This window comes from Delftia tsuruhatensis, assembly GCF_903815225.1.
GTDB lineage: Bacteria > Pseudomonadota > Gammaproteobacteria > Burkholderiales > Burkholderiaceae_C > Comamonas > Comamonas tsuruhatensis_A.
Genome location: NZ_LR813084.1, coordinates 4,574,347 through 4,597,176 on the forward strand (window position 1 = coordinate 4,574,347; position 22,830 = coordinate 4,597,176).

Sequence of the window (22,830 nt, forward strand, 5' to 3'; positions counted from 1 at the left end):
CATACACCCCTGTTGGGCGCTATCCTACAACGCGCCCCGATCAGCCCGTGTTGCGGACGCCGGCCGCAATGCCGTTGATGGACAGGTGGATGCCGGTCTTGATGCGCTCGTCGGTCTGGCCGCCGCGCCAGCGACGCACCAGCTCCACCTGCAGGTGGTGCAGCGGGTCGATGTAGGGGAAGCGATGGCGGATGGAGCGCGCCAGCGCCTCGTTGTGCGCCAGCCGCTGCCTGTCGCCGGTGATGCGCGCCAGCGCATCGACGGTGCTGTGCCACTCGGCCTCGATGGCGCTGAAGATGCGCCGGCGCAGGCGCGCATCCGGGACGAGGTCGGCATAGCGCGAGGCCAGGTTCAGGTCGCTCTTGGCCAGCACCATGTCCATGTTGGACAGCAGGGTGCGGAAGAATGGCCACTGGCGGTACATCTTCTGCAGCAGGGCCAGTTGGGCCTTGCCATCCTTGCCCGGCTGCTCGATGAAGGCCTTGACGGCCGCGCCGAAGCCGTACCAGCCCGGCAGCGTGAGCCGGCACTGGCCCCAGCTGAAGCCCCAGGGAATGGCGCGCAGGTCCTCGATCTTCTGCGAAGGCTTGCGCGAAGCCGGGCGCGAGCCGATGTTCAGCTCGGCGATCTCGCGGATCGGGGTGCTGCTGAAGAAATAGCTGGTGAAGCCGGGCGTCTCGTAGACCAGTGCACGGTAGGCGGCCATGCTGGACTCGGACAGGAAGGCGGCCGCATCCAGGAAGGCGCGCGTGGCCGGCTTGGTGGGCTGCAGCAGCGTGGCCTCCAGCGTGGCCGCCACCAGGGTCTCGAGATTGCGCCGCCCGATCTCGGGGTTGGCGTACTTGGAGGCGATGACCTCGCCCTGCTCGGTCAGGCGGATCTGGCCGCGCACCGTGCCCGGCGGCTGGGCCAGGATGGCCTGGTAGCTGGGGCCGCCGCCCCGGCCCACGGTGCCGCCACGGCCATGGAACATGCGCAGGCTGATGCCATGGCTGTCGGCCAGTTCGTCGAACAACCCCACCAGTGCGATCTCGGCGCGGTACAGTTCCCAGTTGCTGGTGAAGATGCCGCCATCCTTGTTGCTGTCGCTGTAGCCCAGCATGATGTCCTGCTCGCCGCCGCTGCGCTGCACCATGGCGGCCACGCCGGGCAGCTGGAAATAGCGGCGCATGATGGGCGCCGCGCTGCGCAGGTCGCCGATGGTCTCGAACAGCGGCACCACGATCACGTCGCAGACCGCCCCGTCGTCCAGCGTGCCCCGCAGCAGGCCGGTTTCCTTTTGCAGCAGCAGCACCTCCAGCAGATCGCTGACCGATTCGGTGTGGCTGATGATGCAGTGGCGGATCGCCTCGGCCCCCAGGCCTGCGCGCAGACGGCGCGCGGCCTCGAAGATGGCCAGTTCGCCCCGCGCATGCTCCGAGTACTCGGCCCCCACCACGCGCAGCGGCCGCGTCTCCTCCAGCAGGCGCACCAGCAACGCGCACTTGGCATCCTCCTGCAGGCCGCTGTAGTCGGGCTCCAGGCGCGCGGTGGCCAGCAGTTCGGCCACGACCTCCTCATGCTTGTCCGAGCTCTGGCGCAGGTCCACCGTGGCCAGGTGAAAACCGAAGACCTGCACGGCGCGCATCAGCGGGCGCAGGCGCTGGGTGGCCAGGGCTTCGCCGTGGTTGCGGCTCAGCGAATCGTCGATGACCCGCAGGTCACCCAGGAACTCCTGCGGCGAGGCGTAGGCATTCTGCGGTGCCACGGCGTGGCGTGCGGCCTCGCCCCCCGTCAGGTCCTTGAGGGTGGCGGCCAGGCGTGCATAGATGCCCGTGAGCGCGCGGCGGTAGGGCTCGTCCGAGCGGTGCTCGTTGGTGTCGGGAGAGCGCTCGGCCAGTGCCTGCATCTCGGGTGTCACGTCGGCCAGCCGCTGGGACAGCGAGAGCTCGCCGCCCAGGTAGTGCGTCTCGCGCAGATAGTGGCGCAGCGCCACGTCAGCCTGGCGCGACAGCGCCAGCTCCAGGCTCTGGGCCGTGACATTGGGATTGCCGTCGCGGTCGCCACCGATCCAGTGGCCCATGCGCAGGAAGCTGTGGATGGGCAGGGTATTGCCCAGCTCCTGCTCCAGCTGGGCATAGAGCTTGGGAATCTCGCGCAGGAAGGTGGCCTCGTAGTAGGACAGCGCGTTCTCGATCTCGTCGGCCACCGTGAGCTTGGAGTAGCGCAGCAGGCGCGTCTGCCACAGCTGGCTGACGCGGGCGCGCAGCTGGGCCTCGTTGCGCTCCAGCTCGCGCGGGGTCAGCGCATCCTTGGCGCTGTTGTACAGCTGGGCGCGCACCAGGATGTCCTCGCGGGCCGCCAGCAACTGGGAGATGTCGCGCTCGGCCACGAGGATGCTCTGGCGCTGGACCTCGGTGGGGTGGGCCGTGAGCACGGGAGCCACATAGCTCCTGGCCAGGGTCTGGGCCACGGTGCCGGCCGAGATGCCGGCCCAGCGCAGCCGCGCCAGGGCCACCTCGATGCTGCCCTCCTGCGTATTGCCGGCACGCTCGTGCACGGCGCGGCGGCGGATGTGGTGGCGGTCCTCGGCCAGGTTGGCCAGGTGGCTGAAATAGGTGAAGGCGCGGATCACGCTGACCGTCTGGTCCGTGGTCAGGCCCTTGAGCAGACGCTTGAGCGCGCGGTCCGCCGTCTCGTCCGCATCGCGGCGAAAGCTCACCGACAGCTGGCGTACCTGCTCGATCAGCTCGAAGGCAGCCACGCCCTCCTGCTCGCGGATCACATCGCCCAGAATGCGCCCGAGCAGGCGGATGTCCTCGATCAGCGGCAGGTCCTTGTCCACCTTGCGGACAGGCTTGTCATCGCGCCGGTCTTCTCGTGCGGTGCTCTTGCGGGGGGCGGTGGCCATCAACGAATCTCCTGGAAACGGTCAGAGTGTCGGTTTGCTTGGGCGTCGGTCCGGTGCCGCAGCATTATTGCGGCGCAGCATGCTAGCATTCCCCGTTACCCCGGGACATCTGATGAACACCACCTCCCCCCTTCCCCACCCTGTCGTCATCGCCACGCGCGAGAGCCAGCTGGCACTGTGGCAGGCCGAGCATGTACAGGCGCTGCTGCGGGCCCGTGGCCACGAGGTCGGATTGCTCGGCATGACCACCAAGGGCGACCAGATCCTGGACCGCACCCTGTCCAAGGTCGGAGGCAAGGGATTGTTCGTCAAGGAGCTGGAGGTCGCACTCGAGGAGGGCCGCGCCCACATCGCCGTGCATTCGCTCAAGGACGTTCCCATGGAGCTGCCCCCAGGCTTCGCCCTGGCCTGCGTGATGGAGCGCGAGGACCCGCGCGATGCCTTCGTCTCGCCCCGCTACGCCACGCTGGCCGAACTGCCGCAGGGCGCCGTGGTGGGCACATCGAGCCTGCGCCGGCAGGCCCTGCTGCAGGCGCTGCGCCCCGACCTGCGCATCGAGCCGCTGCGCGGCAACGTGAACACCCGCCTGCGCAAGCTCGATGAAGGCCACTACGACGCCATCGTGCTGGCCGCCGCCGGCCTGATGCGCCTGGGCCTGGCCGGGCGCATCCGCGCGAAATTCGATCCCGCCGACATGCTGCCCGCCGCGGGCCAGGGCGCGCTGGGCATAGAGATACGTTCTGATCGCGAGGACCTGGCTGCCGCCCTGGCGCCGCTGGCCCATCAGTGCACCTGGCTGACCGTGACGGCCGAGCGTGCCGTCAGCCGCTGCATGGGCGGCAGTTGCTCCATGCCGCTGGCCGCCCACGGCACCTTCGATGGTGCGCTGCTGCGGCTCGATGCGGCCTGGGGCGATCCCGAAGGCCGCTTGCCACTGGTGCGCGTGCATGGCAGTGCCACGGTCACCGACTTCGCCTCGGCCGATGCCCTCGGGCAGCACGTCGCCAGCCTGCTGCAGGCTGCGGGTGCCCGGCCGGCCACCGCACCCTAGCCGGCAGGCCGACATGCCCCCCCGCGTGCTCGTCACCCGCCCGGCCCACGACGCGGCCGCCTGGGTGGACGCGCTGCAGGCCCACGGCATGCGGGCCCAGGCGCTGGCACTGATGGCCATAGGCCCCTGCCGCGGCGAAGGTGCCCGGCAGGCCCTGCTGGCTGCCCGCGCCACCCTGTACGAGGACTGTGGCTACCGCGCCGTGATGTTCGTCAGCGGCAACGCCGTCCAGCATTTCCTGGGCGCCACGCCCGCCCCGCTGCCCGCCGCCACCCGCGCCTGGACACCCGGCCCGGGCACCGCCCAGGCCCTGCTGGCGCTGGGCATTCCCGCCGGACAGATCGATGGCCCGCCGCCCGACGCCCCGCAGTTCGAATCCGAAACCCTGTGGCAGCGCGTACACGCGCAGATCCGCCCCGGGGACCGCGTGCTCATCGTGCGCGGCGACAGCCCCGCGACGTCCCCCGCGCGGGTTGCACCAACGGCGGGAGCCGGCCGCGACTGGCTGGCGGCGCGGCTGCGCGAGGCCGGTGCCCAGGTCGAACTGCTGGCCGTCTACCAGCGCGAATTGCCTGCCTGGGATGCAGCCCAGCGGCAGCTGGCACGCCAGGCCGCCACGGATGGCTCGGTCTGGCTGCTCAGCAGTTCCGAATCCGTTGCCAACCTGCAACAACTCATGCCGGGGCAGTCATGGCAGCAGGCGCGAGCGCTTGCCACGCACGAGCGGATCGCCGCCCAGGCAAAGCACATGGGCTTTGGATATGTCAAGCAATGTCGGCCGGCCCTGGAGGACGTGGTTGCGTCTATAGAATCGTCGCCATGAGCTCCGACGCCGTGCAAGACCGCCCCACTCCGCAGGACACACCGATCACCGCCTCCGCTGCGGCCTTTGCAGCCGGTTCCGCGCAAAGCAGCCCGGCGGCCGGCTCGCAGTCCGGCTCCTCGGTCCTGGTCTATGGCATGGGCGCCGTGGCGCTGGCGGCGCTCATCGCCTGCGGCCTGCTGTGGCAGCGGCTGGGCAACATCCAGGAGCAGCTGGCACGCCAATCGGCCCAATCGGGCTCCCAGTCCGTCGAGGCCCGCACGCTGGCGCGCGACGCACAGGACCTGGCCCGCGACAGTGCCGCACGCACCTCGGTCATGGAGGCGCGCATCGCCGAACTGTCCCTTCAACGCACCCAGCTCGACGAACTGCTGCAAAGCATGTCGCGCTCGCGCGATGAGAACCTGGTGGTGGACATCGAGTCCTCGATCCGGCTGGCACAACAGCAGGCCGAACTCTCCGGCAGCCTGCAGCCGCTGGTGGCCACGCTCAAGAATGCACGCCAGCGCATCGAACGCGCAGCCCAACCCCGGCTGGCCCCCGTGCTGCGAGCCCTGGACCGCGACCTGGAGAAGCTGTCGCGCATGAGCGTGACCGACACGGCCGGCCTGCTCACCCGCATCGAAGACCTGGCGCGCCTGGTCGATGAGATGCCCCTGCTCAATGCCGTGGCCCAGCCGCGCGCCAGCCGCCATCGCGCCATGGCCGGGCAGGCGGCGCGCCAACCCGAGCCCGCCACCATCGAAGGCAGCCCCACCGAATGGCGCTGGTGGAAGTCCTGGGGCGAGCGCGGCTGGACGGCCGTGCGCGAGGAGGCCCAGGACCTGGTGCGCGTCAGCCGCATCGATCATCCCGACGCCATCCTGCTGGCTCCCGACCAGGCCTACTTCCTGCGCGAGAACCTCAAGCTCAAGCTGCTCAATGCTCGGCTGGCCCTGCTGTCGCGGCAATGGGATGCGGCACGCGCCGACCTGGCAGCCTCGGGCATGGCCGTGAACAAATACTTCGACCCCGCCGCGCGGCGCACCCAGATCGTGCTGGCCCAGCTCCAGCAGATCCAGGCCAACCTGCGCACCACGGAACAGCCGGCGCTGCAGGAAACCCTGGCGGCCCTGGCAACGGCCGCCGCAGGCCGCTGAGCGGCCGGAGAGACGACGAATGCGCGCTGCACTGTGGTTGATGGGTTTGTTCGGCATGGCCGTCGCGGCCGCCCTGTTCGCGGGATCCAACCAGGGCACGGTGACGCTGTTCTGGGCGCCTTACCGGCTGGACCTGTCCCTGAACCTGGCCATTGCCGTGATCGTGCTGGCCTTCGTGCTGCTGTATGCGGCCCTGCGCGCCCTGTCCGCGCTGCTGCAGATGCCCCACCAGGCGCGGCGCTGGCGCAGCCAGCAAAAAGAGCGTGCCATGCACCAAAGTCTGCTCGAAGCCCTGTCCCACCTGCAGGCCGGGCGCTTCCTGCGCGCACGCAAGTCGGCACTGGCGGCCTTGGCCATGGAGGAATCCCTGGCCGAGGCGCATGCCGGCGTGCCGCATGGCGCGCGGCTGCGCGCGGCTGCGCACATGGTAGCGGCCGATGCCTCGCATGCCCTGCAGGACAGCCCGCAGCGGGACAGCCACTGGCGTGAAGTCCTGGGCAATTCGCCGGCCCAGGGCAATGCCCAGGAGCAGGAAATGCGCGAAGGCGCCCAGATGCGGGCCGCGCGATGGGCCCTGGACGACCGCGATGCGCCCGATGCGCTGCGGCGGCTGGCCGAGCTGCCCCAGGGCGCCGCGCGGCGCACGATTGCGCTGCGCATCCGGCTGAAGGCCTCGCGCCTGGCGGGCCAGACATCGACGGCGCTGGACACGGCACGCCTGCTGGCCAAGCACCGCGCCTTCTCTCCCGCAGCGGCAGCCAGCGTGGTGCGCGGCCTGGTGCTGGAGAGCATCCAGGAGGCGCGCGACACCACGCAGCTGCAGCACTTCTGGCTGTCGCTGGACAGCGAGGAACGCGCCATGCCCGAGATCGCGCTACCGGCCGCCTCGCGCCTGATGGCCCTGGAAGGCGAGGCCGCCCAGGCACGCGCCTGGCTGCTGCCCGTGTGGGAGCGCCTGCTGTCCCACGCGGGGCCGCGCAGCGAAGCCCACCTGCCGCGCCTGGTGCAGGTGCTGGAGTCCTGCCTCGATGGCCTGGACGGCACCTGGCTGGCCCGCATCGAGGCGGCCTCCAACGCCCATCCCCGTGAGGCCCGGCTGCAGTACCTGGCCGGCGTGGCCTGCGTGCAGCGCCAGCTCTGGGGCAAGGCCCAGCAACTGCTCACACGCGCGGCACCGCACCTGCAGGAAGGCGCACTGCGCACCCGCGCTTGGCAGCGCCTGGCCCTGATGGCCGAGCACCGTGGCGACGACGGCGCGGCCGCCCACGCCTGGAAGCAGGCAGCGCAGGCCCTGGTCGTGCTGCCCGCCGACCCCTCCCGGCCCTGAGCCCTCACACGCCCCGGGACGGCAGCCTTCATCTTTTTTGAATCGAGCCGTCAATACCGCTGAACTCTTTTGGATTTGCCGCTTCCTACACTGCACGTTGTCCGCAGTGCACGAAGCCCAGGCAGAGCGCACGGCACCTTCGCCCCAGGGCCCCGATGCAGGGGCCCTGATCGGTTCCAAAGCCCCTCAGCCATCCATGACAGAGCACCACGCAAGCGCCAACACGCCAGCCCGACGACCAGCCTCCACCAGGCGCTACACCGGCGCGGCCATGGCCGCCCACTGGCTGCTGGCCATCGGCCTGATCGCAGCCCTGGCCCTGGGCTGGTACATGACCGGCCTGCCCTTTTCCCCCTCGCGCCTGAAGCTGTACAACTGGCACAAATGGCTGGGCGTCAGCCTGCTGACCCTGAGCCTGCTGCGCCTGCTGTGGCGCCTGACGCACCGCCCGCCCGAGCTGCCCGCCGCCATCTCCCGCGCCATGCCGCGCTGGCAGCACTGGGCCCACAACGGGACCCATCACGCCATGTACCTGCTGTTCTTCGCCGTGCCGCTGCTGGGCTGGGCCTACAGCTCGGCCGCAGGCTTTCCCATCGTCTTCCTGGGCGTGCTGCCCCTGCCTGACTTCGTGCCGGCCAGCCCCGCGCTGGCCGAAGCCATCAAGCCCCTGCACGGCTGGGCGGCCTGGGCCCTGGTCCTGCTGATCGCCATGCATGTGGGCGCCGCCCTCAAGCACCAGTTCATCGACCGCGACGGCCTGATCTCCCGCATGCTGCCAGGCCGCGCCTGACGTTTTCCCCAGCCAGGGCCGGTGTCCATCCGGCCCCAGCCATCCCGACCGAACCGAACATCCGCGACCACAAGGAGTCTCGCCATGCGCTTTTCCTCCACCCTGACCACCATCGCCCTCGCCGCTGCCGCCCTGTCCGGCCAGGCAGCACTGGCCGAGCAAAAGCTCCTGCCCGCCCAAAGCGCCGTGAACTTCACGGCCAAGCAGATGGGCGTGCCCCTGCAAGGCCAATTCAGGAAGTTCGATGCCCAGGTCCAGTTCGACACGGCCAAGCCCGACACCAGCAAGATCCGCTTCACCGTGGACACCGGCAGCGCCACCATGGGCGCCAAGGAAACCGATGCCGAACTGCCCAAGGCCGACTGGTTCAACGTCGCCAAGTTCCCGCAGGCCGTCTTCGATTCAACGGCCGTCAAGGCCCTGGGCGGCGGCAAGTACCAGGTGGACGGCAAGCTCAGCATCAAGGGGCAGGTCCAGAACGTGAACATTCCCGTGCAACTGACCCAGTCCGGCACCACCACCACGGCCACGGGCACCCTGCCGCTCAAGCGCCTGCAATTCAAGATCGGCGAAGGCGAATGGGGTGACACCTCCATGGTCGCCGACGAAGTCCAGGTCCAGTTCAAGCTCGCGCTGACCGGCGTGGGCAAGCTCTGACCCCCGTTCACCCCACCGTTTCCACCCCATCCAACCAAGGAGTCATTCCATGCGCACTTCCGTGTTTGCCCTGGCCATCGCCGGCCTGTTCGCCACCGCAGCCCAGGCCGCGCCCGCGACCTACGCCATCGACCCGACCCACACCTTCGCCACCTTCGAGATCGACCACAACGGCGCCTCGACCAACCGCGTGCGCTTCGACAAGAAGAGCGGCACCGTGGAATTCGACCGTGACGCCAAGACGGGCAAGGTTGAAGTCGTGCTGGAGATGGACTCGCTCAGTTCCGGCACCGCCGCCTTCGACAAGCACCTCAAGAGCGCCGACATCTTCAACGTGGCCAAGTTCCCCCAGGCGAAGTTCGTGTCCGACAAGTTCGTCTTCGACGGCGACAAGCTCAAGGAAGTCACGGGCCAGCTGACCATCCTTGACAAGACCCAGCCCGTGACCATCAAGGCCAACAAGTTCACCTGCTACCCCAACGCCATGCTGCAAAAGCGCGAGACCTGCGGCGGCGACTTCGAGGCCGTGATCGACCGCACCGCCTTCGGCGTGAACTACGGCGTGGACTATGGCTTCCCCAAGCAGGTGCGCCTGGTGATGTCCATCGAGGCCGTCAAGCAGCAGTAATGCCCGGCCGCGTCGGCACCCCGCCCGGGTGCCGACCATCCCAGGCCCGTGAACCGGTGGCGGTCACGGGCCTTTTTGCATCGCCGGCCCCGCCTGCCATTGCCGCACCACGCCGGCCAGCCTGAGCACCCCCTGCTCGATGGCATCGGGCTCCAGGCTGGCATAGCCCAGCACCAGTCCCGCGCAGCAGTGCCTGCGGTGGACATCCCCAGCCGCATACAACGGCGAGATGGGGCGCACGCCGATACCGCACTCCCGCGCGCGGCGCACCAGAGCGTCCTCCTCGCCACGGGCGACGGGCAGGATCCAGGCAACCACATGCAGGCCGGAGGCCGAGCCCTCGACCTCCACCTGCGCGGGCAGATGCCGCTCCAGCGCCCGCAACAGCGCCACCCTGCGCGCTTCGTTGCGCCGGCGGCCGGCCCGCACATGGCGCTCGTAGCTGCCACCCTCGATCAGCGCAGCCAGCACGCGCTGGTCCAGGCGCGGCGCATGCCGGTCCGCCAGCCGCCGGGCCTCGCGGAACACGGGAACCAGCGCCGGTGGCAGCACCAGATAGCCCATGCGCATCTGCGGCGACAAGGCCTTGGAGAAGGTCCCCACATGGATCACGCAGCCCGTCTCGTCGATGGACTGCAGCGCATCGATGGGCCGCAGGCCGTAGCGGAATTCACCGTCGTAGTCGTCCTCCAGGATCCATGCTCCGCTGGCACGCGCCCAGGACAGCAGCTCCCGCCTGCGGCCTATGGGCAGCACACCCCCCAGCGGGAACTGGTGCGAAGGTGTGACATAGGCCAGCTTGCCCCGGCGCCCTGCCAGCCCTGCGGTGACAACGCCCTGTTCGTCGACCGGCATCTCCTGCACGCACGCGCCCTGGGCCTCGAACACGCGGCGTGCCATCAGGTAGCAGGGCTCCTCCACCAGCACGGTCTCGCCCGGATCGACGAGCACACGAGCGCACAGGTCGATGGCCTGCTGCGAGCCCTGCACCACCATGATCTGTCCGGCCGAGCAGTCCAGGCCCCGGGCCCTGCGCAGATAGCCCTGCAAGGCCTGGCGCAGCGCCAGCTCACCCTCGGGCGCGTCATAGGAAAGAGAGGACTGGCGCTGCACGATGGCGCGGTTGTAGGCCCGCCTCCATGCCAGCGAGGGAAAGTCGTCGAAAGCCAGGGCACCGTAGAGAAAGTCGATCACGGGCGCGGGGGAGCCGGCATCAGGCGGCGTCTGGGATGCGGCCAGCGAGTCCACCCTGCGCCCGTACCCGGACAGTCGGGGGCGGCAATCCTGCCGCGCCTCGGGTATGTCGCCGCGCCCATGGCCCTGGCCCATCCCGCGCAGCACCGCCCCCGCCGCCACGCGTGCCCTGCTGCCGGGCGCCGTCTCCAGATAGCCCTCCGCCGCCAACTGCTCGTAGGCTGCCGTGACGGTGCTGCGCGAGACCCCCAGATCCAGCGCCAGGGCGCGCGTGGAAGGCAGGCGTGCGCCGACGGCCAGGCTGCCGCCGGCCATCTGGGATTTCAGCAGTTCATGGACCGCCCGGGAGCTGCGCACCGGACCTTCATCCTTGTGGGGAGCTGTTTTCAACTGGTATGTCAAAAATGAACAAAACTGGATTTTTCATTGTGCCAAACATGAAGGATAGTCCTGGCTTCCACTGACACCTGTTGCCTGCCCCATGTACACGCCCGCCCACTTTGCACTCACCGACTCCGAGGGCCTGCACGACCTCATCCGCAGCCATCCCCTGGGCACGCTGGTCACCCAGACCGAGGGGCATCTGGATGCGAACCACATCCCGTTCCTCCTGGACGCGGAACCCGGCGAACCCGGCACGCTGACCGCTCACGTGGCGCGTGCCAATCCGGTCTGGCAGCAGTGCAGGGACGGCGCGCAGGTGCTGGTCATCTTCCGGGGTGCCGAAGGCTACATCTCGCCCGGCTGGTATCCGAGCAAACAGGAGACGCATCGCCTGGTGCCGACCTGGAACTACGAGGCCGTGCATGTCCACGGGCATCTCACCGTCCACGACGACGAGAAGTTCGTGCGCGGCGTGGTGGGGCGGCTCACGCGCCTGCATGAGTCCACGCAGACCACGCCCTGGAAGATGTCCGACTCGCCGCGCGAATTCATCGACTCCATGCTGGAGGCCATCGTCGGCCTGCAGATCCGCATCACCCGGCTGGAGGGCAAGGCCAAGCTCAGCCAGAACCGCGAGGCCAGGGACTTGCAGGGTGCCGCCACGGCCCTGCGCGCGCGCGGTGGCACCGCGCTGGCCCAGGCCATGGATGCCGCAAAATAAACGCCCAGCCCATGTACACCTCCACCTTCACCTTCTTGCCCGGCGACTACGACGCCGAGTTCCACGCCCTCGATGGCCGGATCGCCGAGATCGCCCGCGCCATTGACGGCTATCTGGGCGAGGAGGCCTGGGAGAACCCCGCGACCGGCCTGGTCTCGAATGTCTATTACTGGCAGACCTGGGAAGCCTTGCAGCAGTTGATGCGCCACCCTGCGCATATCGAGGCCAAGCGGCAGCAGGCGCGCTGGCTCAAGGGCTATCAGGTGGTGATCGCCCAGGTGTTGGGCAGCTACGGCGACGGAGCAATCGTCCATCCGCTGGCAGGCACTCGCCTTGAACCGGAGGCTGGCCAGATTCTTTCGTGAGTCGATGCCGCCGGCACACCCTGCTTTTGGCCCGATGATGGCGGCCATGCGATGGCGTTTCGACTTTTTTTCCCTGGCGTGGGCGGTGGCCCTGTTCATCCTGCTCGTGCTGCTGGCCACCGTCGGCGCGCATTGGGGCTGGGTTCGCAGCTTCTTTGGCGACGTGCTGGCCGTGGCATGGGTCTATTGCGTGTTCAGGACCTTCATCGCAGCGCCGGTGCTGCCGCTGGCATCGGCGGCGCTGGGTGTCGGCCTGCTGGTCGAGCTGGGCCAGTACCTGGCGTCGGTCTGGCAATGGCATCTACCCAACCGCGCACTGCGCATCGTGCTGGGCAGCACGCCCGACTGGTGGGATGTGCTGGCCTATGTGCTGGGCTTTGCCGCCGTGCTGGCCACGCAGGCCGCACTGCGCGCCCGCGGGCATGGGAGCGCCACGCCATGACGGCCGCCACGCCAGCCATCCGGGACGATGCGCCCTCCCGGCCTCCCTACCTCGGCAGTTGCCTGTGCGGCGCGGTCCGCTATGAGGTCCTTGCCGACATCAAGGCCGTCTCGCACTGCCATTGCAGCATGTGCCGCAAGGCCCACGGCGCGGCCTTCGCCAGCTACGGCGCCGTGCCAATGGCGCATTTCTCCATCACCAGCGGCGCCGCACGGCTATGCAGCTACCGGTCATCACCGGACGTGACGCGGCGCTTTTGCGGCCTGTGCGGCTCCACGCTGACCTGGCAGCGGACCTCGGGCGAATTCTCCGACTGGATCTGCCTGGCCCTGGGCACGCTGGACACGGCGTTCAGGCCCGCCAGGCAGCGCCATGTCCACGCCGACTCGGCCGTGCCCTGGCATCCGGCGCCCCCGGCCTGAGCCAGGCTCCGGGCACTCCTCAGTGGATGTGCTCTGCGGCAGAGCGGTCCTCACGCTCCATCTGCAGCGTCGTATGGTGCAGATCGAAGTCCGCCTGCAGCCGCTCCTCGATGGCGCGACGCACCTGCTCGCCATCCGCTGCGGGCCGCAGCACCACGTGGCCGGTCAGCATCGGCTTGCTCTGCGTGACGGCCCACAGGTGGACATCGTGGATGGCGGCCACGCCCGGCGTGTCCGAGATCGCGTCACGCACTGCCTGCAGGCTCACCCCGGAAGGCACGCCTTCCAGCAGGATGTTGATGCACTCGCGCAACAGGGTCCAGGTCCGGGGGAACACCATGAAGCCTATGCCCACCGCCACGGCCGAGTCGATCCAGCGCCAGCCCGTCAGCCAGATCAGCGCGGCGCCGACGATCACACCGACCGAGCCCAGCATGTCGGCCCACACCTCCAGGTAGGCACCCTTCACGTTCAGGCTCTCGTCCTTGCCGCCGGCCAGCAGGCGCATGGAGGCCAGGTTGACCACCAGCCCCACCACGGCGACCGCCATCATGCCCAGGGACTGGATCTGCGCAGGCTCCGACACCCGGCGCCAGGCCTCATACAGGATGTAGAAGGCCACGCCCAGCAGCACCAGGGCATTGACGGCCGCGGCCAGGATCTCGAAGCGCGCATAGCCGTAGGTGCGCAGCAGGTCGGCTGCCTTGCGCCCTGCGCGTATGGCCACCAGCGCCAGCAGCAGCGCCATCGCGTCGGTCAGCATGTGCATGGCATCGGAGATCAGGGCCAGGCTCCCCGTGACCATGCCGCCGATGATCTCCACCACCATGAAACTGCTGGTCAATCCGAAGGCGAACCAGAGACGGGATTCGGGCAGGGCGCGCACGTCGCCGTGTTGATGGCTGTCGCTCATGATGCTCCTTGGCTTGAAAACGGCGGGATGGGCCGGACGGCCGCTGCGACCCGTGGTAGCCACGGGAATGCAGGGACAGGGAACGCCATCAGAATGCCTGAAGTGACTTGAAGGTCAAGCCCCGGCCAGCCGCCAGGCGATCCGGACTCCCGCCACGGCTTATCCCTGCCACGTCCACAACATTTCTTTTAGGTTAATTGATTACGGATAGTAGAATCACTCATCCACCAAGGAGACAAGCAATGAACACCACCGCCCGTCCCGACCTGTCCACGCTGCCCCCGCCCGCCGCCGTGCAGCAGTTGCACCACTACGCCTACAAGGCGCGCGATGCCGAGGAGACCCGCCACTTCTACGAGGACATCCTGGGCCTGCCGCTCTACCACATCATCCAGAGCGACTATGTGCCCAGCACGGGCGAGTACTGCCCCTATACCCACTTCTTCTTCCGCCTCAAGGACGGCTCCTTCATCGCCTTCTTCGACATCGGCGACGACGAAAAGGCCCTGCCTTCGCCCAACACGCCGCTGTGGATCAACCACATCGCCTTCCGCGTGGACACGGTCCAGGAGCTGGAGAACACCAAGGCCCGCTTGGTGGCGCATGGCATCGAGGTGCTGGGCGTGACCGACCACCACATCTTCAAGAGCATCTATTTCTTCGACCCCAACGGCATCCGCCTGGAGCTGTCGGCCCAGCTGGCCGACGAAGTGCAGATGGCGCGCGAGAGCACCACGGCCCGGGCCCGCCTCGACGAGTGGACGGCCCGCAAGGAGCAATGGCGCAAGGAGCGCGCCGAGGGCAAGGCCGCCCAGCCGCTCAAGCCCCAGAGCAACGACCGCCCCGAGTTCGTGCCGGGCACCGCGGCCTGAATAAGACCCGGAGAACAGACTGGCGGACGGGGTCGGTAGAATCCCCGTCAAACCGTCATCCATTGCGCAGTTGCAGACGGCATCCCTTCAACGGATGCCGTTTTCATTTGCCATTTGCCAAATTCCCCGCAAGCAAGCCATGAGCGACACCATTGCCCAGCCAGGCCTCGACAGCCTGTCCAAATCGTTTGAACCCGCCGCCATCGAGGCCCACTGGGGCCCCGAATGGGAAAGGCGAGGCTACGGCGCGGCCGGCGTGCGCGGCACGGGCCGGGCGGACGCCACCCAGCCCTCGTTCTCCATCCAGCTGCCACCGCCCAATGTGACGGGCACGCTGCACATGGGCCATGCGTTCAACCAGACCATCATGGACAGCCTCACGCGCTACCACCGCATGAAGGGGCACAACACGGTCTGGGTGCCGGGCACCGATCATGCGGGCATCGCCACGCAGATCGTGGTCGAGCGCCAGTTGCAGGAGCAGGGCATCGTCAGCCGCCACGACATGGGCGCCACGCCGCCCGAGGCCCGCAAGAACTTCGTGAGCAAGGTCTGGGAGTGGAAGAACCACAGCGGCAATACCATCACCGGCCAGATGCGCCGCATGGGCGACAGCGTGGACTGGAGCCGCGAGTACTTCACCATGGACGACAAGCTGTCGTCCATCGTCAACGAGACCTTCGTGCGCCTGTATCAGCAGGGCCTGATCTACCGTGGCAAGCGCCTGGTGAACTGGGACCCCAAGCTGATGTCCGCCGTCTCCGACCTGGAAGTCGAGAGCGAGGAAAAGGATGGCTCGCTGTGGCACATCGCCTATCCGCTGACCGACGGATCGGGCCAGCTCGTGGTCGCCACCACGCGCCCCGAGACCATGCTGGGCGATGTGGCCGTCATGGTCCACCCCGAGGACGAGCGCTACCAGGCGCTGATCGGCAAGACCGTGACCCTGCCCCTGGTCGGCCGCCAGATTCCCATCATTGCCGACGAGTACGTGGACCGCGAGTTCGGCACGGGCGTGGTAAAGGTCACGCCCGCGCATGACAACAACGACTATGCCGTGGGCCAGCGCCACGGCCTGCCGATGATCTGCGTGCTGACGCTGACGGCCACCATCAACGACGAGGCCCCCGAAAAATACCGGGGCCTGGACCGCTTCGTGGCGCGCAAGGCCATCGTGGCCGACCTCGATGCCGCAGGCCTGCTGGTCGAGACCAAGAAGCACAAGCTCATGGTGCCTATCTGCACGCGCACGGGCCAGGTGATCGAGCCCATGCTGACCGACCAGTGGTTCGTGGCCATGAACAAGGTCGGCGAAGGCGATGTCACGGGCAAGTCCATCGCGCAGAAGGCCATCGATGCCGTCTCCAGCGGCCAGGTGCAGTTCGTGCCGGAGAACTGGGTCAACACCTACAACCAGTGGATGAACAACATCCAGGACTGGTGCATCTCGCGCCAGCTGTGGTGGGGCCACCAGATTCCCGCCTGGTATGACGAGGACGGCAAGGTCTACGTGGCCCGCAGCGAAGCCGAGGCCCAGGCCCAGGCGCCCGGCAAGACGCTGACGCGGGACGAGGACGTGCTGGACACCTGGTACTCCTCGGCCCTCGTGCCCTTCTCCACCATGGGCTGGCCGAACCAGACCGAGGCGGCCGACGACGACTTCAACCTCTACCTGCCCAGCTCCGTGCTGGTCACGGGCTACGACATCATCTTCTTCTGGGTCGCCCGGATGATCATGATGACCACGCACTTCACGGGCCGCGTGCCGTTCCGCCATGTCTACATGCATGGGCTGGTGCGCGATGCCCAGGGCAAGAAGATGAGCAAGTCCGAGGGCAACGTGCTCGACCCCGTGGACCTGATCGACGGCATCGCACTGGAGCAATTGCTGGACAAGCGCACGCAAGGACTGCGCCGCCCCGAGACCGCGCCCCAGGTGCGCAAGAACACGCAAAAGGAATTCCCCGAAGGCATACCCGCCTACGGCGCCGACGCGCTGCGCTTCACCTTCGCCGCCCTGGCCTCGCTGGGCCGCTCCATCAACTTCGACAGCAAGCGCTGCGAGGGCTACCGCAACTTCTGCAACAAGCTGTGGAACGCCAGCCGCTTCGTGCTGATGAACTGCGAAGGCCATGACTGCGGCCTGCAGCCCCACACCAAGGAGCAATGCCAGCCCGGTGGCGAGTTCGCGGGCTACCTGCAATTCAGCCAGCCCGACCGCTGGATCGCCTCGCAGCTGCAAAAGGTCGAAGCGGAGATCGCCAGGGGCTTTGCCGAGTTCCGACTGGACAATGTGGCCAACGCGCTCTACGACTTCGTCTGGAACGAGTTCTGCGACTGGTACCTGGAAATCGCCAAGGTGCAGATCCAGACCGGCAACGAGGCCCAGCAACGCGCCACGCGCCGCACCCTGATCCGCACGCTGGAGGCCATCCTGCGCCTGGCCCACCCCATCATCCCGTTCGTGACCGAAGCCCTGTGGCAGAAGGTCGCCCCGGTCGCCGGCTTGCCCGGCGAATCCGTGGCCGTGGCCCGCTACCCCGAGGCCCAGCCCGAGAAGATCGACGAGACCGCCATCGCCTACGTGGGCCGCATCAAGCAGATGATCGACGCCTGCCGCACGCTGCGTGGCGAGATGGGCGTGTCGCCGGCCCAGCGCCTGCCGCTGCTGGCCGTGGCCGGCTCGGCCGATGAAGCCGATTTCCTGCGCACCAACGCCGCCGTGCTCACGAGCCTGGCCAAGCTCAGCGAGGTCAAGGTCTTCGACGACGAGGCCGCCTGGGCCGAAGCCGCCCAGGCCGCACCGGTCTGCGTGGTGGGCGATGCGCGTCTGGCGCTGTTCGTGGAGATCGACGTGGCCGCCGAGAAGGCCCGCCTGTCCAAGGAAGCTGCACGCCTGGAAGGCGAGATCACCAAGGCCAATGCCAAGCTGGGCAACGAAGCCTTCGTGGCCAAGGCCCCCCCGGCCGTGATCGACCAGGAAAAGAAACGCGTGGCCGACTTCGGGGCGACGCTGGCCCGCATCAAGGAACAACTCGCCCGCCTGGGGTGACAAACACATGAGCACTCAAACCCGTGTCCGCAAAGCCGTGTTCCCCGTCGCGGGACTTGGCACACGCTTTCTGCCCGCCACCAAGGCCTCCCCCAAGGAGATGCTGCCCGTGGTGGACAAGCCGCTGATCCAGTACGCCGTCGAGGAGGCCTACGAGGCCGGCATCCGCGACATGATCTTCGTCACCGGCCGCAGCAAGCGCGCCATCGAGGACCATTTCGACACCGCCTACGAACTGGAAAACGAGCTGGAGAACGCCGGCAAGCAGGCCATGCTCGAGCTGGTGCGCAGCATCAGCCCCGCCGACATGAACTGCCTGTTCGTGCGCCAGCCGCGCTCGCTGGGCCTGGGCCATGCCGTGCTGTGCGCCGAGCCCCTGGTCGGCAACGAGCCCTTTGCCGTGCTGCTGGCCGATGACCTGATGGTCGGCGAACCGGGCGGCCCCGGCGTGATGTCGCAGATGACCTCCGCCTTCCAGAAGCAGGGCCGCTCGCTGCTGGCCGTGCAGGAAGTGCCGCTGGAGCAGACCCGGCGCTACGGCATCGTGGCCGGCGAGCCCGCTGGCGGTGCGCTGATGCGCATCGAGCAGATCGTCGAAAAGCCCGCACCCGAGAAGGCGCCCTCGCGCATGGGCGTGGCCGGCCGCTACGTGCTGACGCCAGCCATCTTCGAGGAGATCCGCAACCAGCCCAAGGGCGTGGGCGGCGAGATCCAGCTGACCGATGCCATCGAGCGCCTGATGGCCTCCGAGGCCGTCTACGCCTTCCAGTACCAGGGCAAGCGCTACGATTGCGGCAGCAAGGAAGGGTTTCTCCAGGCCACGGTGGAACTGGCGCTGAAGCACGAGGATGTGGGAGCAAGCTTCCGCGAATACCTGCAGGGCCTGAGCATCTGAGGCCGGGCCTCAGAGCCGCCCTGCCCCATGCAAAAGGCCTGCGAAAACAGGCCTTTTTCCTTGGAGGGAACCGCGTTCAGCCGCTCAGCGCCGGCGCAGGATATGGATGAACTCCGCGCCCACGGTCTGCTGCTCCACCAGCTCGTTGCCCGTCTGCCTTGCAAAGGCCTGGAAGTCGCGCAGCGATCCCGTGTCGGTGGCCACCACCTTGAGCAGCTGACCACTGTCGAGTTCGGCCAGCGCCTTCTTGGCCTTGAGGATGGGCAGCGGGCAGTTGAGCCCGCGCGTGTCGATTTCCTTGTCTACTTGCATAGTGCTTCAGTTGTTCAGGCCCAGGCCCGCGCGGCGCGCCGCGTTTTCCTCGGCAGTGAAGAATACCGGCTCGTGGCCACGGCTCCTGAGCCAGTCGGCCAGCGCATAGCCGGTGCCGGCCGGCCAGCACTTGAGTTCGTTCAGCGCGTACATCCGGTAGTCCAGCAGCTCGGGCGACAGCTTGACCTCGCCCTGCGCCACCACATGGTAGGCGATGATGACCTGGTTCATGCGCAGGAACTCATAGGCCCCGACGATCTCGCAGGACAGCACGTCGAGATTGGTTTCTTCCTTGACTTCCCGGGCCACGCCCTCGGTGGGCGATTCACCCGCCTCCATGAAGCCCGTGATCAGCGCGAACATGGTCGCCGGCCAGGCCGCATTGCGCGCCAGCAGCACCTTGCCATCGACCTCGACGATGGCGGCCAGTACGGGCGTCGGGTTGTTCCAGTGTGTCCAGCCGCATTCGGCACAGCGCAGGCGCGAGACCTCGCCGCCGTCCTCGGCCTGGACCACCCATTGCAGCGGCGTGGCGCAATGGGTGCAATAACGGGTTTCGTAATGCATGGGGCGGTTCCTGTGTCCTGGAGTCCAGGCACTCTGGGCAATGACGACGGCCCGCTGCAAGGCGGGCCCTTCGTGGGTTCAGGCGGGGAACACGCCCGTGGACAGGTAACGGTCGCCGCGGTCGCAGACCACGAAGACGATGGTGGCGTTGCGCTCGCGCTCGGCGATCTGCTGGGCCACCCAACAGGCGCCAGCGGCCGAGATACCTGCAAAGATGCCTTCCTCGCGCGCCAGCCGGCGTGCCATGTCCTCGGCATCATCCTGGCCCACGAGCACCAGCTCGTCGATCAGCGAGGCGTCATAGATCTTGGGCATGTATTCCTCGGGCCACTTGCGGATGCCGGGAATGCGCGAGCCCTCGGCCGGCTGGGCGCCAACGATGCGGATGGCGGGATTCCTTTCCTTGAGGAACTGGGCCACGCCCGTGATCGTGCCCGTCGTGCCCATGGCGCTGACGAAGTGCGTGATCTCGCCACCGGTCTGCTCCCACAACTCGGGTCCCGTGGTCTCGTAATGGATGCGCGGGTTGTCGGGGTTGGCAAACTGGTCGAGCACCACGCCCTTGCCCTGGGCCACCATCTGGTCGGCCAGATCGCGCGCGTACTCCATGCCACCGCTCTTGGGCGTGAGGATCAGCTCGGCGCCATAGGCCTTCATGGTCTGGGCGCGCTCGATGGACAGGTCCTCCGGCATGATCAGCACCATGCGGTAGCCCCTGATCGTGGCCGCCATGGCCAGCGCGATGCCGGTATTGCCCGAAGTCGCCTCGATCAGCGTGTCGCCGGGCTTGATCTCGCCGCGCTCTTCCGCGCGCCGGATCATCGACAGGGCCGGCCTGTCCTTGACCGAGCCGGCCGGGTTGTTGCCTTCCAGCTTGCCCAGCACCACGTTGCCACGTTCCTGGCGAGACTGCGCACCGATGCGCTGCAATGCCACCAGGGGCGTGCGGCCGATGGCGTCTTCGATGGTCGGATAAATTTTCATAGCCTCACACTGTGCCATAATTCGCCCCTGCGCTAAGTAGCCCGGGTGGTGAAATTGGTAGACGCAGGGGACTCAAAATCCCCCGCCGCAAGGCGTGCCGGTTCGATTCCGGCCCCGGGCACCAGAGATTACGAAGCCGAAAAAGCAGCCCCCTGCTTTTTCGGCTATTTCTTTTTTGCGGCCACCGACCCGTGCGGTCGCCGCCCTCCGTCCATTGCATGCAATGGCCATGCAGCCCGCTTCGTGCCGCGGCTGCACCGCATTGCAAGGCTCCCAGCCTGTCCACAGTCCACGCCCCGTCGAGCCGGGCGGGAGGGCTCCTGCGCGTTTTTCGCCGCAATGCGCGAAAGCTGTGCACAACTTCACCCGAAGACCATTTCCCCCGAAGCCGGAGTACCTTCGCCAGTGCTTCATCAACGGCCTGACCGGCCTCCTGCCCACGGGCCGTCCGGATCAGGAGATCACCAGATCTTCTTGCAATTTCCCCTCTGTAGGACAGCCTTGGCACCGCCATCGCGCACCCACTTCGAGGCCCCGGCACCGCCTAGGTGCAAGCCCCCCATCACCCCATTCAGCACGCGCAAAAAAGCCACCCAAGGGTGGCTTTTCTTTTCCACAGACGAACTGGACAACCCTGTGGATTATCGGTGAACATCAAGTGAACGAGACGTCCAAGTGCTTGCATTCACAGGGCACGAGCTAGCCTGCCTCCAAATCAGGCAGCCTGAAATTCAAGGGAAAACCCTTGGATTTCAGACCCACCGCTCAGGCTTCGGTGCGCCGGATCTGGGCGCGGCCCGCATCCGTGATGTGCCACTTGCGATCACCATCCACCTCGACGAGTCCACGCTCGCGCAGACGCCGGGACAGGTGCTCCCGCGCCGCGCTCTCCAGCGACACGGGTTCGCCCATCTCCAGCTTCTTGAGCACCTCCAGTTCATCGACCGTGGGCTCGTACACCGGTGCGTGATATGTGGTTTCGGCCATCGCTACTCCTTCACTGATCAAAGTCACATGCCCCGCGACTGCCGGGGCACGCACTCAACATAGCCGCGCCCGCCATGGCGCGCAATCGGTGGCCGCACCTTTTTTCGTGTTGTGGGCGATGATGGCACGCTTCGCGGCGGCGTCCCACAGGCAGCCAGGGCCGGCCCTGTCCCTGCAACGGCCGGCCCGACACCTTGCCCGCTCTTTCGCGCCTTCCACCGTCTGACCCAGGAGTTTCCGGTTTCCATGCTCTACGCCATCACCGCCTTGTTCGCCTTCCAGTTGCTGGGCGAAGCCGTCGTCCAGCTCACCGGCCTGCCGCTTCCCGGCGCGCTCGTGGGCACTCTGCTGCTGCTGGCGGCGCTGCTGGGCCATGGCCACCTGCCCGAACCGCTGGAGAAGGTCGCCGGCGTGCTGCTGCAAAACATGATGCTGCTGTTCATCCCCGTGATCGCGGGCGTGATGCTGGAGTTCGACCGGCTTTCGCGCGAATGGCAGCCCTTCGTGATCGCCTGCATCGCGGGCGCGGCCATCACCTTTCTGGCCACGGCCTTCACTTTCCGCTGGTGCCTGGAGCGCCAGCGTGCCCGCGAAGCAGCCGCCAGCCAGGGAGAGAAGGCATGAATACGCTGTCCGCCCTCTGGCAGTCGCTGGCCGGCAGCGCACCGACGGCCCACCTGCCCTGGCTGGTGCTGACCATGGCGGTCTACCTGGCGGCCATGGCGCTGTACCGGCGCAGCGGCAACCATCCGCTGCTGATCCCGGTGTTCACGGCCGTGGTCGTCATCGTCGGCGTGCTGCTGGCCACGGGAACCTCCTATGCCAGCTACCGCAGCGGCGTCTCGCTGCTGGGCCTGCTGATCGGCCCGGCCACCGTGGCACTGGCGATTCCGCTGTATGCGCAGCGCGAGCGCATCCGCGCGCTATGGCTGCCCATCGGCGTGGCACTGGCCGTGGGCTGTGTGGTGGCACTGCTGTCGGCGCTGCTGATCGGCTGGAGCCTGGGCGGCTCGGTCCAGACCCTGGTGGCCCTGGCGCCCAAGTCGGCCACCATTCCCATCGCCCTGCCCATGGCCGAGCGCTTCGGCGGCCCGGCCTCGCTGGCGGCCGTGGCCGTGGCGATCACCGGCATCGCCGGGACCATGATGGCGCCGCTGTTGATCCGCCTGGTGCGCAGCGAGGACCCGGCCGTGCAGGGCTTTGCGCTGGGCCTGACGGCCCATGCCATCGGCACGGCGCGCGCTCTGCAGATCCACCCGACCATGGGCGCCTTCTCGGCCCTGGCCATGGGCCTCAACGGCGTGGCCACGGCCGTGGTCATGCCGCTGTGCCTGGCCGTTCTGCCGTGGTTTTGAAGAGCACCCGGGTTTTCCCCAGAGGCACCCCCACAAGCCTGTGGACAAGCCCCGCCAGCC

At 67.8% G+C, this 22,830-nt stretch carries 23 protein-coding genes and 1 tRNA gene; 17 read left to right on the forward strand and 7 right to left on the reverse strand.

Going from position 1 to position 22,830, the window contains the following annotated elements:
* Positions 1-40: 40 nt before the first annotated feature.
* A complete protein-coding gene (ppc, locus tag L1Z78_RS20765; protein ID WP_234638236.1) occupies positions 41-2,890 on the reverse strand; it encodes a phosphoenolpyruvate carboxylase in 2,850 nt (949 codons plus the stop codon).
* 112 nt (positions 2,891-3,002) lie between these two features.
* Between ppc and hemC the strand changes: the two genes are divergently transcribed.
* The 7 genes from hemC (at position 3,003) to L1Z78_RS20800 (ending at position 9,305) form a co-directional block, all read left to right on the forward strand.
* Positions 3,003-3,941, forward strand: coding sequence for a hydroxymethylbilane synthase (gene hemC, locus L1Z78_RS20770; protein ID WP_234638237.1), 939 nt, complete (start codon positions 3,003-3,005; stop codon positions 3,939-3,941).
* A gap of 13 nt (positions 3,942-3,954) precedes the next feature.
* Positions 3,955-4,764, forward strand: coding sequence for a uroporphyrinogen-III synthase (locus tag L1Z78_RS20775; protein WP_234638238.1), 810 nt, complete (start codon positions 3,955-3,957; stop codon positions 4,762-4,764).
* On the forward strand, positions 4,761-5,903 hold the full coding sequence (locus L1Z78_RS20780; protein WP_234638239.1) for a uroporphyrinogen-III C-methyltransferase: 1,143 nt from the start codon (positions 4,761-4,763) through the stop codon (positions 5,901-5,903). The genes L1Z78_RS20775 and L1Z78_RS20780 overlap by 4 nt, the downstream gene beginning before the upstream one ends.
* A gap of 19 nt (positions 5,904-5,922) precedes the next feature.
* Complete coding sequence (locus L1Z78_RS20785) at positions 5,923-7,230, forward strand: heme biosynthesis HemY N-terminal domain-containing protein (protein ID WP_234638240.1); 1,308 nt, start codon at positions 5,923-5,925, stop codon at positions 7,228-7,230.
* Between the two features lie 196 nt (positions 7,231-7,426).
* A complete protein-coding gene (locus L1Z78_RS20790) occupies positions 7,427-8,020 on the forward strand; it encodes a cytochrome b (protein ID WP_234638241.1) in 594 nt (197 codons plus the stop codon).
* An 84-nt stretch (positions 8,021-8,104) separates the two neighbouring features.
* A complete protein-coding gene (locus tag L1Z78_RS20795) occupies positions 8,105-8,677 on the forward strand; it encodes a YceI family protein (protein WP_234638242.1) in 573 nt (190 codons plus the stop codon).
* A 49-nt stretch (positions 8,678-8,726) separates the two neighbouring features.
* On the forward strand, positions 8,727-9,305 hold the full coding sequence (locus tag L1Z78_RS20800; protein WP_234638243.1) for a YceI family protein: 579 nt from the start codon (positions 8,727-8,729) through the stop codon (positions 9,303-9,305).
* Between the two features lie 63 nt (positions 9,306-9,368).
* Here L1Z78_RS20800 and L1Z78_RS20805 read toward each other — a convergent pair whose 3' ends face one another.
* Complete coding sequence (locus tag L1Z78_RS20805; RefSeq protein WP_267966989.1) at positions 9,369-10,856, reverse strand: PLP-dependent aminotransferase family protein; 1,488 nt, start codon at positions 10,854-10,856, stop codon at positions 9,369-9,371.
* A 124-nt stretch (positions 10,857-10,980) separates the two neighbouring features.
* Between L1Z78_RS20805 and L1Z78_RS20810 the strand changes: the two genes are divergently transcribed.
* The 4 genes from L1Z78_RS20810 to L1Z78_RS20825 are packed head-to-tail and all read left to right on the forward strand — an operon-like array spanning position 10,981 to position 12,833.
* The gene (locus L1Z78_RS20810) at positions 10,981-11,604 is read left to right on the forward strand and encodes an FMN-binding negative transcriptional regulator (RefSeq protein WP_234638244.1); all 624 of its coding nucleotides are present in this window, start codon (positions 10,981-10,983) and stop codon (positions 11,602-11,604) included.
* An 11-nt stretch (positions 11,605-11,615) separates the two neighbouring features.
* Positions 11,616-11,969, forward strand: a complete 354-nt coding sequence (locus tag L1Z78_RS20815) for an antibiotic biosynthesis monooxygenase family protein (protein WP_234638245.1) — start codon at positions 11,616-11,618, stop codon at positions 11,967-11,969.
* A 34-nt stretch (positions 11,970-12,003) separates the two neighbouring features.
* Complete coding sequence (locus tag L1Z78_RS20820) at positions 12,004-12,411, forward strand: DUF2809 domain-containing protein (protein ID WP_234638246.1); 408 nt, start codon at positions 12,004-12,006, stop codon at positions 12,409-12,411.
* The gene (locus L1Z78_RS20825) at positions 12,408-12,833 is read left to right on the forward strand and encodes a GFA family protein (protein WP_234638247.1); all 426 of its coding nucleotides are present in this window, start codon (positions 12,408-12,410) and stop codon (positions 12,831-12,833) included. Before L1Z78_RS20820 ends, L1Z78_RS20825 begins: the two co-directional genes overlap by 4 nt.
* 19 nt (positions 12,834-12,852) lie before the next feature.
* Here L1Z78_RS20825 and L1Z78_RS20830 read toward each other — a convergent pair whose 3' ends face one another.
* Positions 12,853-13,746 (reverse strand): cation diffusion facilitator family transporter, encoded by an 894-nt coding sequence (locus tag L1Z78_RS20830; RefSeq protein WP_234638248.1) that lies wholly within the window; start codon positions 13,744-13,746, stop codon positions 12,853-12,855.
* Positions 13,747-13,988: 242 nt separating this feature from the next.
* Here L1Z78_RS20830 and L1Z78_RS20835 point away from each other — a divergent pair, with 242 nt between their 5' ends.
* The 3 genes from L1Z78_RS20835 (at position 13,989) to galU (ending at position 18,565) form a co-directional block, all read left to right on the forward strand.
* Entirely contained in the window at positions 13,989-14,618 is a 630-nt protein-coding gene (locus tag L1Z78_RS20835; RefSeq protein ID WP_234638249.1) for a VOC family protein, read from the forward strand.
* A 139-nt stretch (positions 14,619-14,757) separates the two neighbouring features.
* Positions 14,758-17,670: a valine--tRNA ligase gene (locus tag L1Z78_RS20840; protein WP_234638250.1), complete on the forward strand. Its 2,913-nt coding sequence runs from the start codon at positions 14,758-14,760 to the stop codon at positions 17,668-17,670.
* 7 nt (positions 17,671-17,677) lie between these two features.
* Positions 17,678-18,565, forward strand: a complete 888-nt coding sequence (galU, locus tag L1Z78_RS20845; protein ID WP_234638251.1) for a UTP--glucose-1-phosphate uridylyltransferase GalU — start codon at positions 17,678-17,680, stop codon at positions 18,563-18,565.
* An 84-nt stretch (positions 18,566-18,649) separates the two neighbouring features.
* Here galU and L1Z78_RS20850 read toward each other — a convergent pair whose 3' ends face one another.
* The 3 genes from L1Z78_RS20850 to cysM form a co-directional block, all read right to left on the reverse strand.
* Positions 18,650-18,877 carry a sulfurtransferase TusA family protein gene (locus tag L1Z78_RS20850; protein WP_234638252.1) on the reverse strand — a complete coding sequence of 76 codons (228 nt, stop codon included), beginning with the start codon at positions 18,875-18,877 and terminating at the stop codon, positions 18,650-18,652.
* A 6-nt stretch (positions 18,878-18,883) separates the two neighbouring features.
* Positions 18,884-19,444 (reverse strand): NUDIX domain-containing protein, encoded by a 561-nt coding sequence (locus L1Z78_RS20855; protein WP_234638253.1) that lies wholly within the window; start codon positions 19,442-19,444, stop codon positions 18,884-18,886.
* 78 nt (positions 19,445-19,522) lie between these two features.
* The gene (gene cysM, locus L1Z78_RS20860) at positions 19,523-20,428 is read right to left on the reverse strand and encodes a cysteine synthase CysM (RefSeq protein ID WP_234638254.1); all 906 of its coding nucleotides are present in this window, start codon (positions 20,426-20,428) and stop codon (positions 19,523-19,525) included.
* A 39-nt stretch (positions 20,429-20,467) separates the two neighbouring features.
* Between cysM and L1Z78_RS20865 the strand changes: the two genes are divergently transcribed.
* Positions 20,468-20,552 (forward strand) — tRNA-Leu (locus L1Z78_RS20865).
* Positions 20,553-21,193: 641 nt separating this feature from the next.
* On the opposite strand, the gene L1Z78_RS20870 is transcribed toward L1Z78_RS20865, so the two are convergent.
* Positions 21,194-21,415, reverse strand: coding sequence for a hypothetical protein (locus tag L1Z78_RS20870; RefSeq protein ID WP_234638255.1), 222 nt, complete (start codon positions 21,413-21,415; stop codon positions 21,194-21,196).
* 246 nt (positions 21,416-21,661) lie between these two features.
* Between L1Z78_RS20870 and L1Z78_RS20875 the strand changes: the two genes are divergently transcribed.
* Together L1Z78_RS20875 and L1Z78_RS20880 are read left to right on the forward strand one after the other, a co-directional pair.
* The gene (locus L1Z78_RS20875; protein ID WP_234638256.1) at positions 21,662-22,039 is read left to right on the forward strand and encodes a CidA/LrgA family protein; all 378 of its coding nucleotides are present in this window, start codon (positions 21,662-21,664) and stop codon (positions 22,037-22,039) included.
* Positions 22,036-22,770, forward strand: a complete 735-nt coding sequence (locus L1Z78_RS20880; RefSeq protein WP_234638257.1) for an LrgB family protein — start codon at positions 22,036-22,038, stop codon at positions 22,768-22,770. Before L1Z78_RS20875 ends, L1Z78_RS20880 begins: the two co-directional genes overlap by 4 nt.
* Positions 22,771-22,830: the final 60 nt, after the last annotated feature.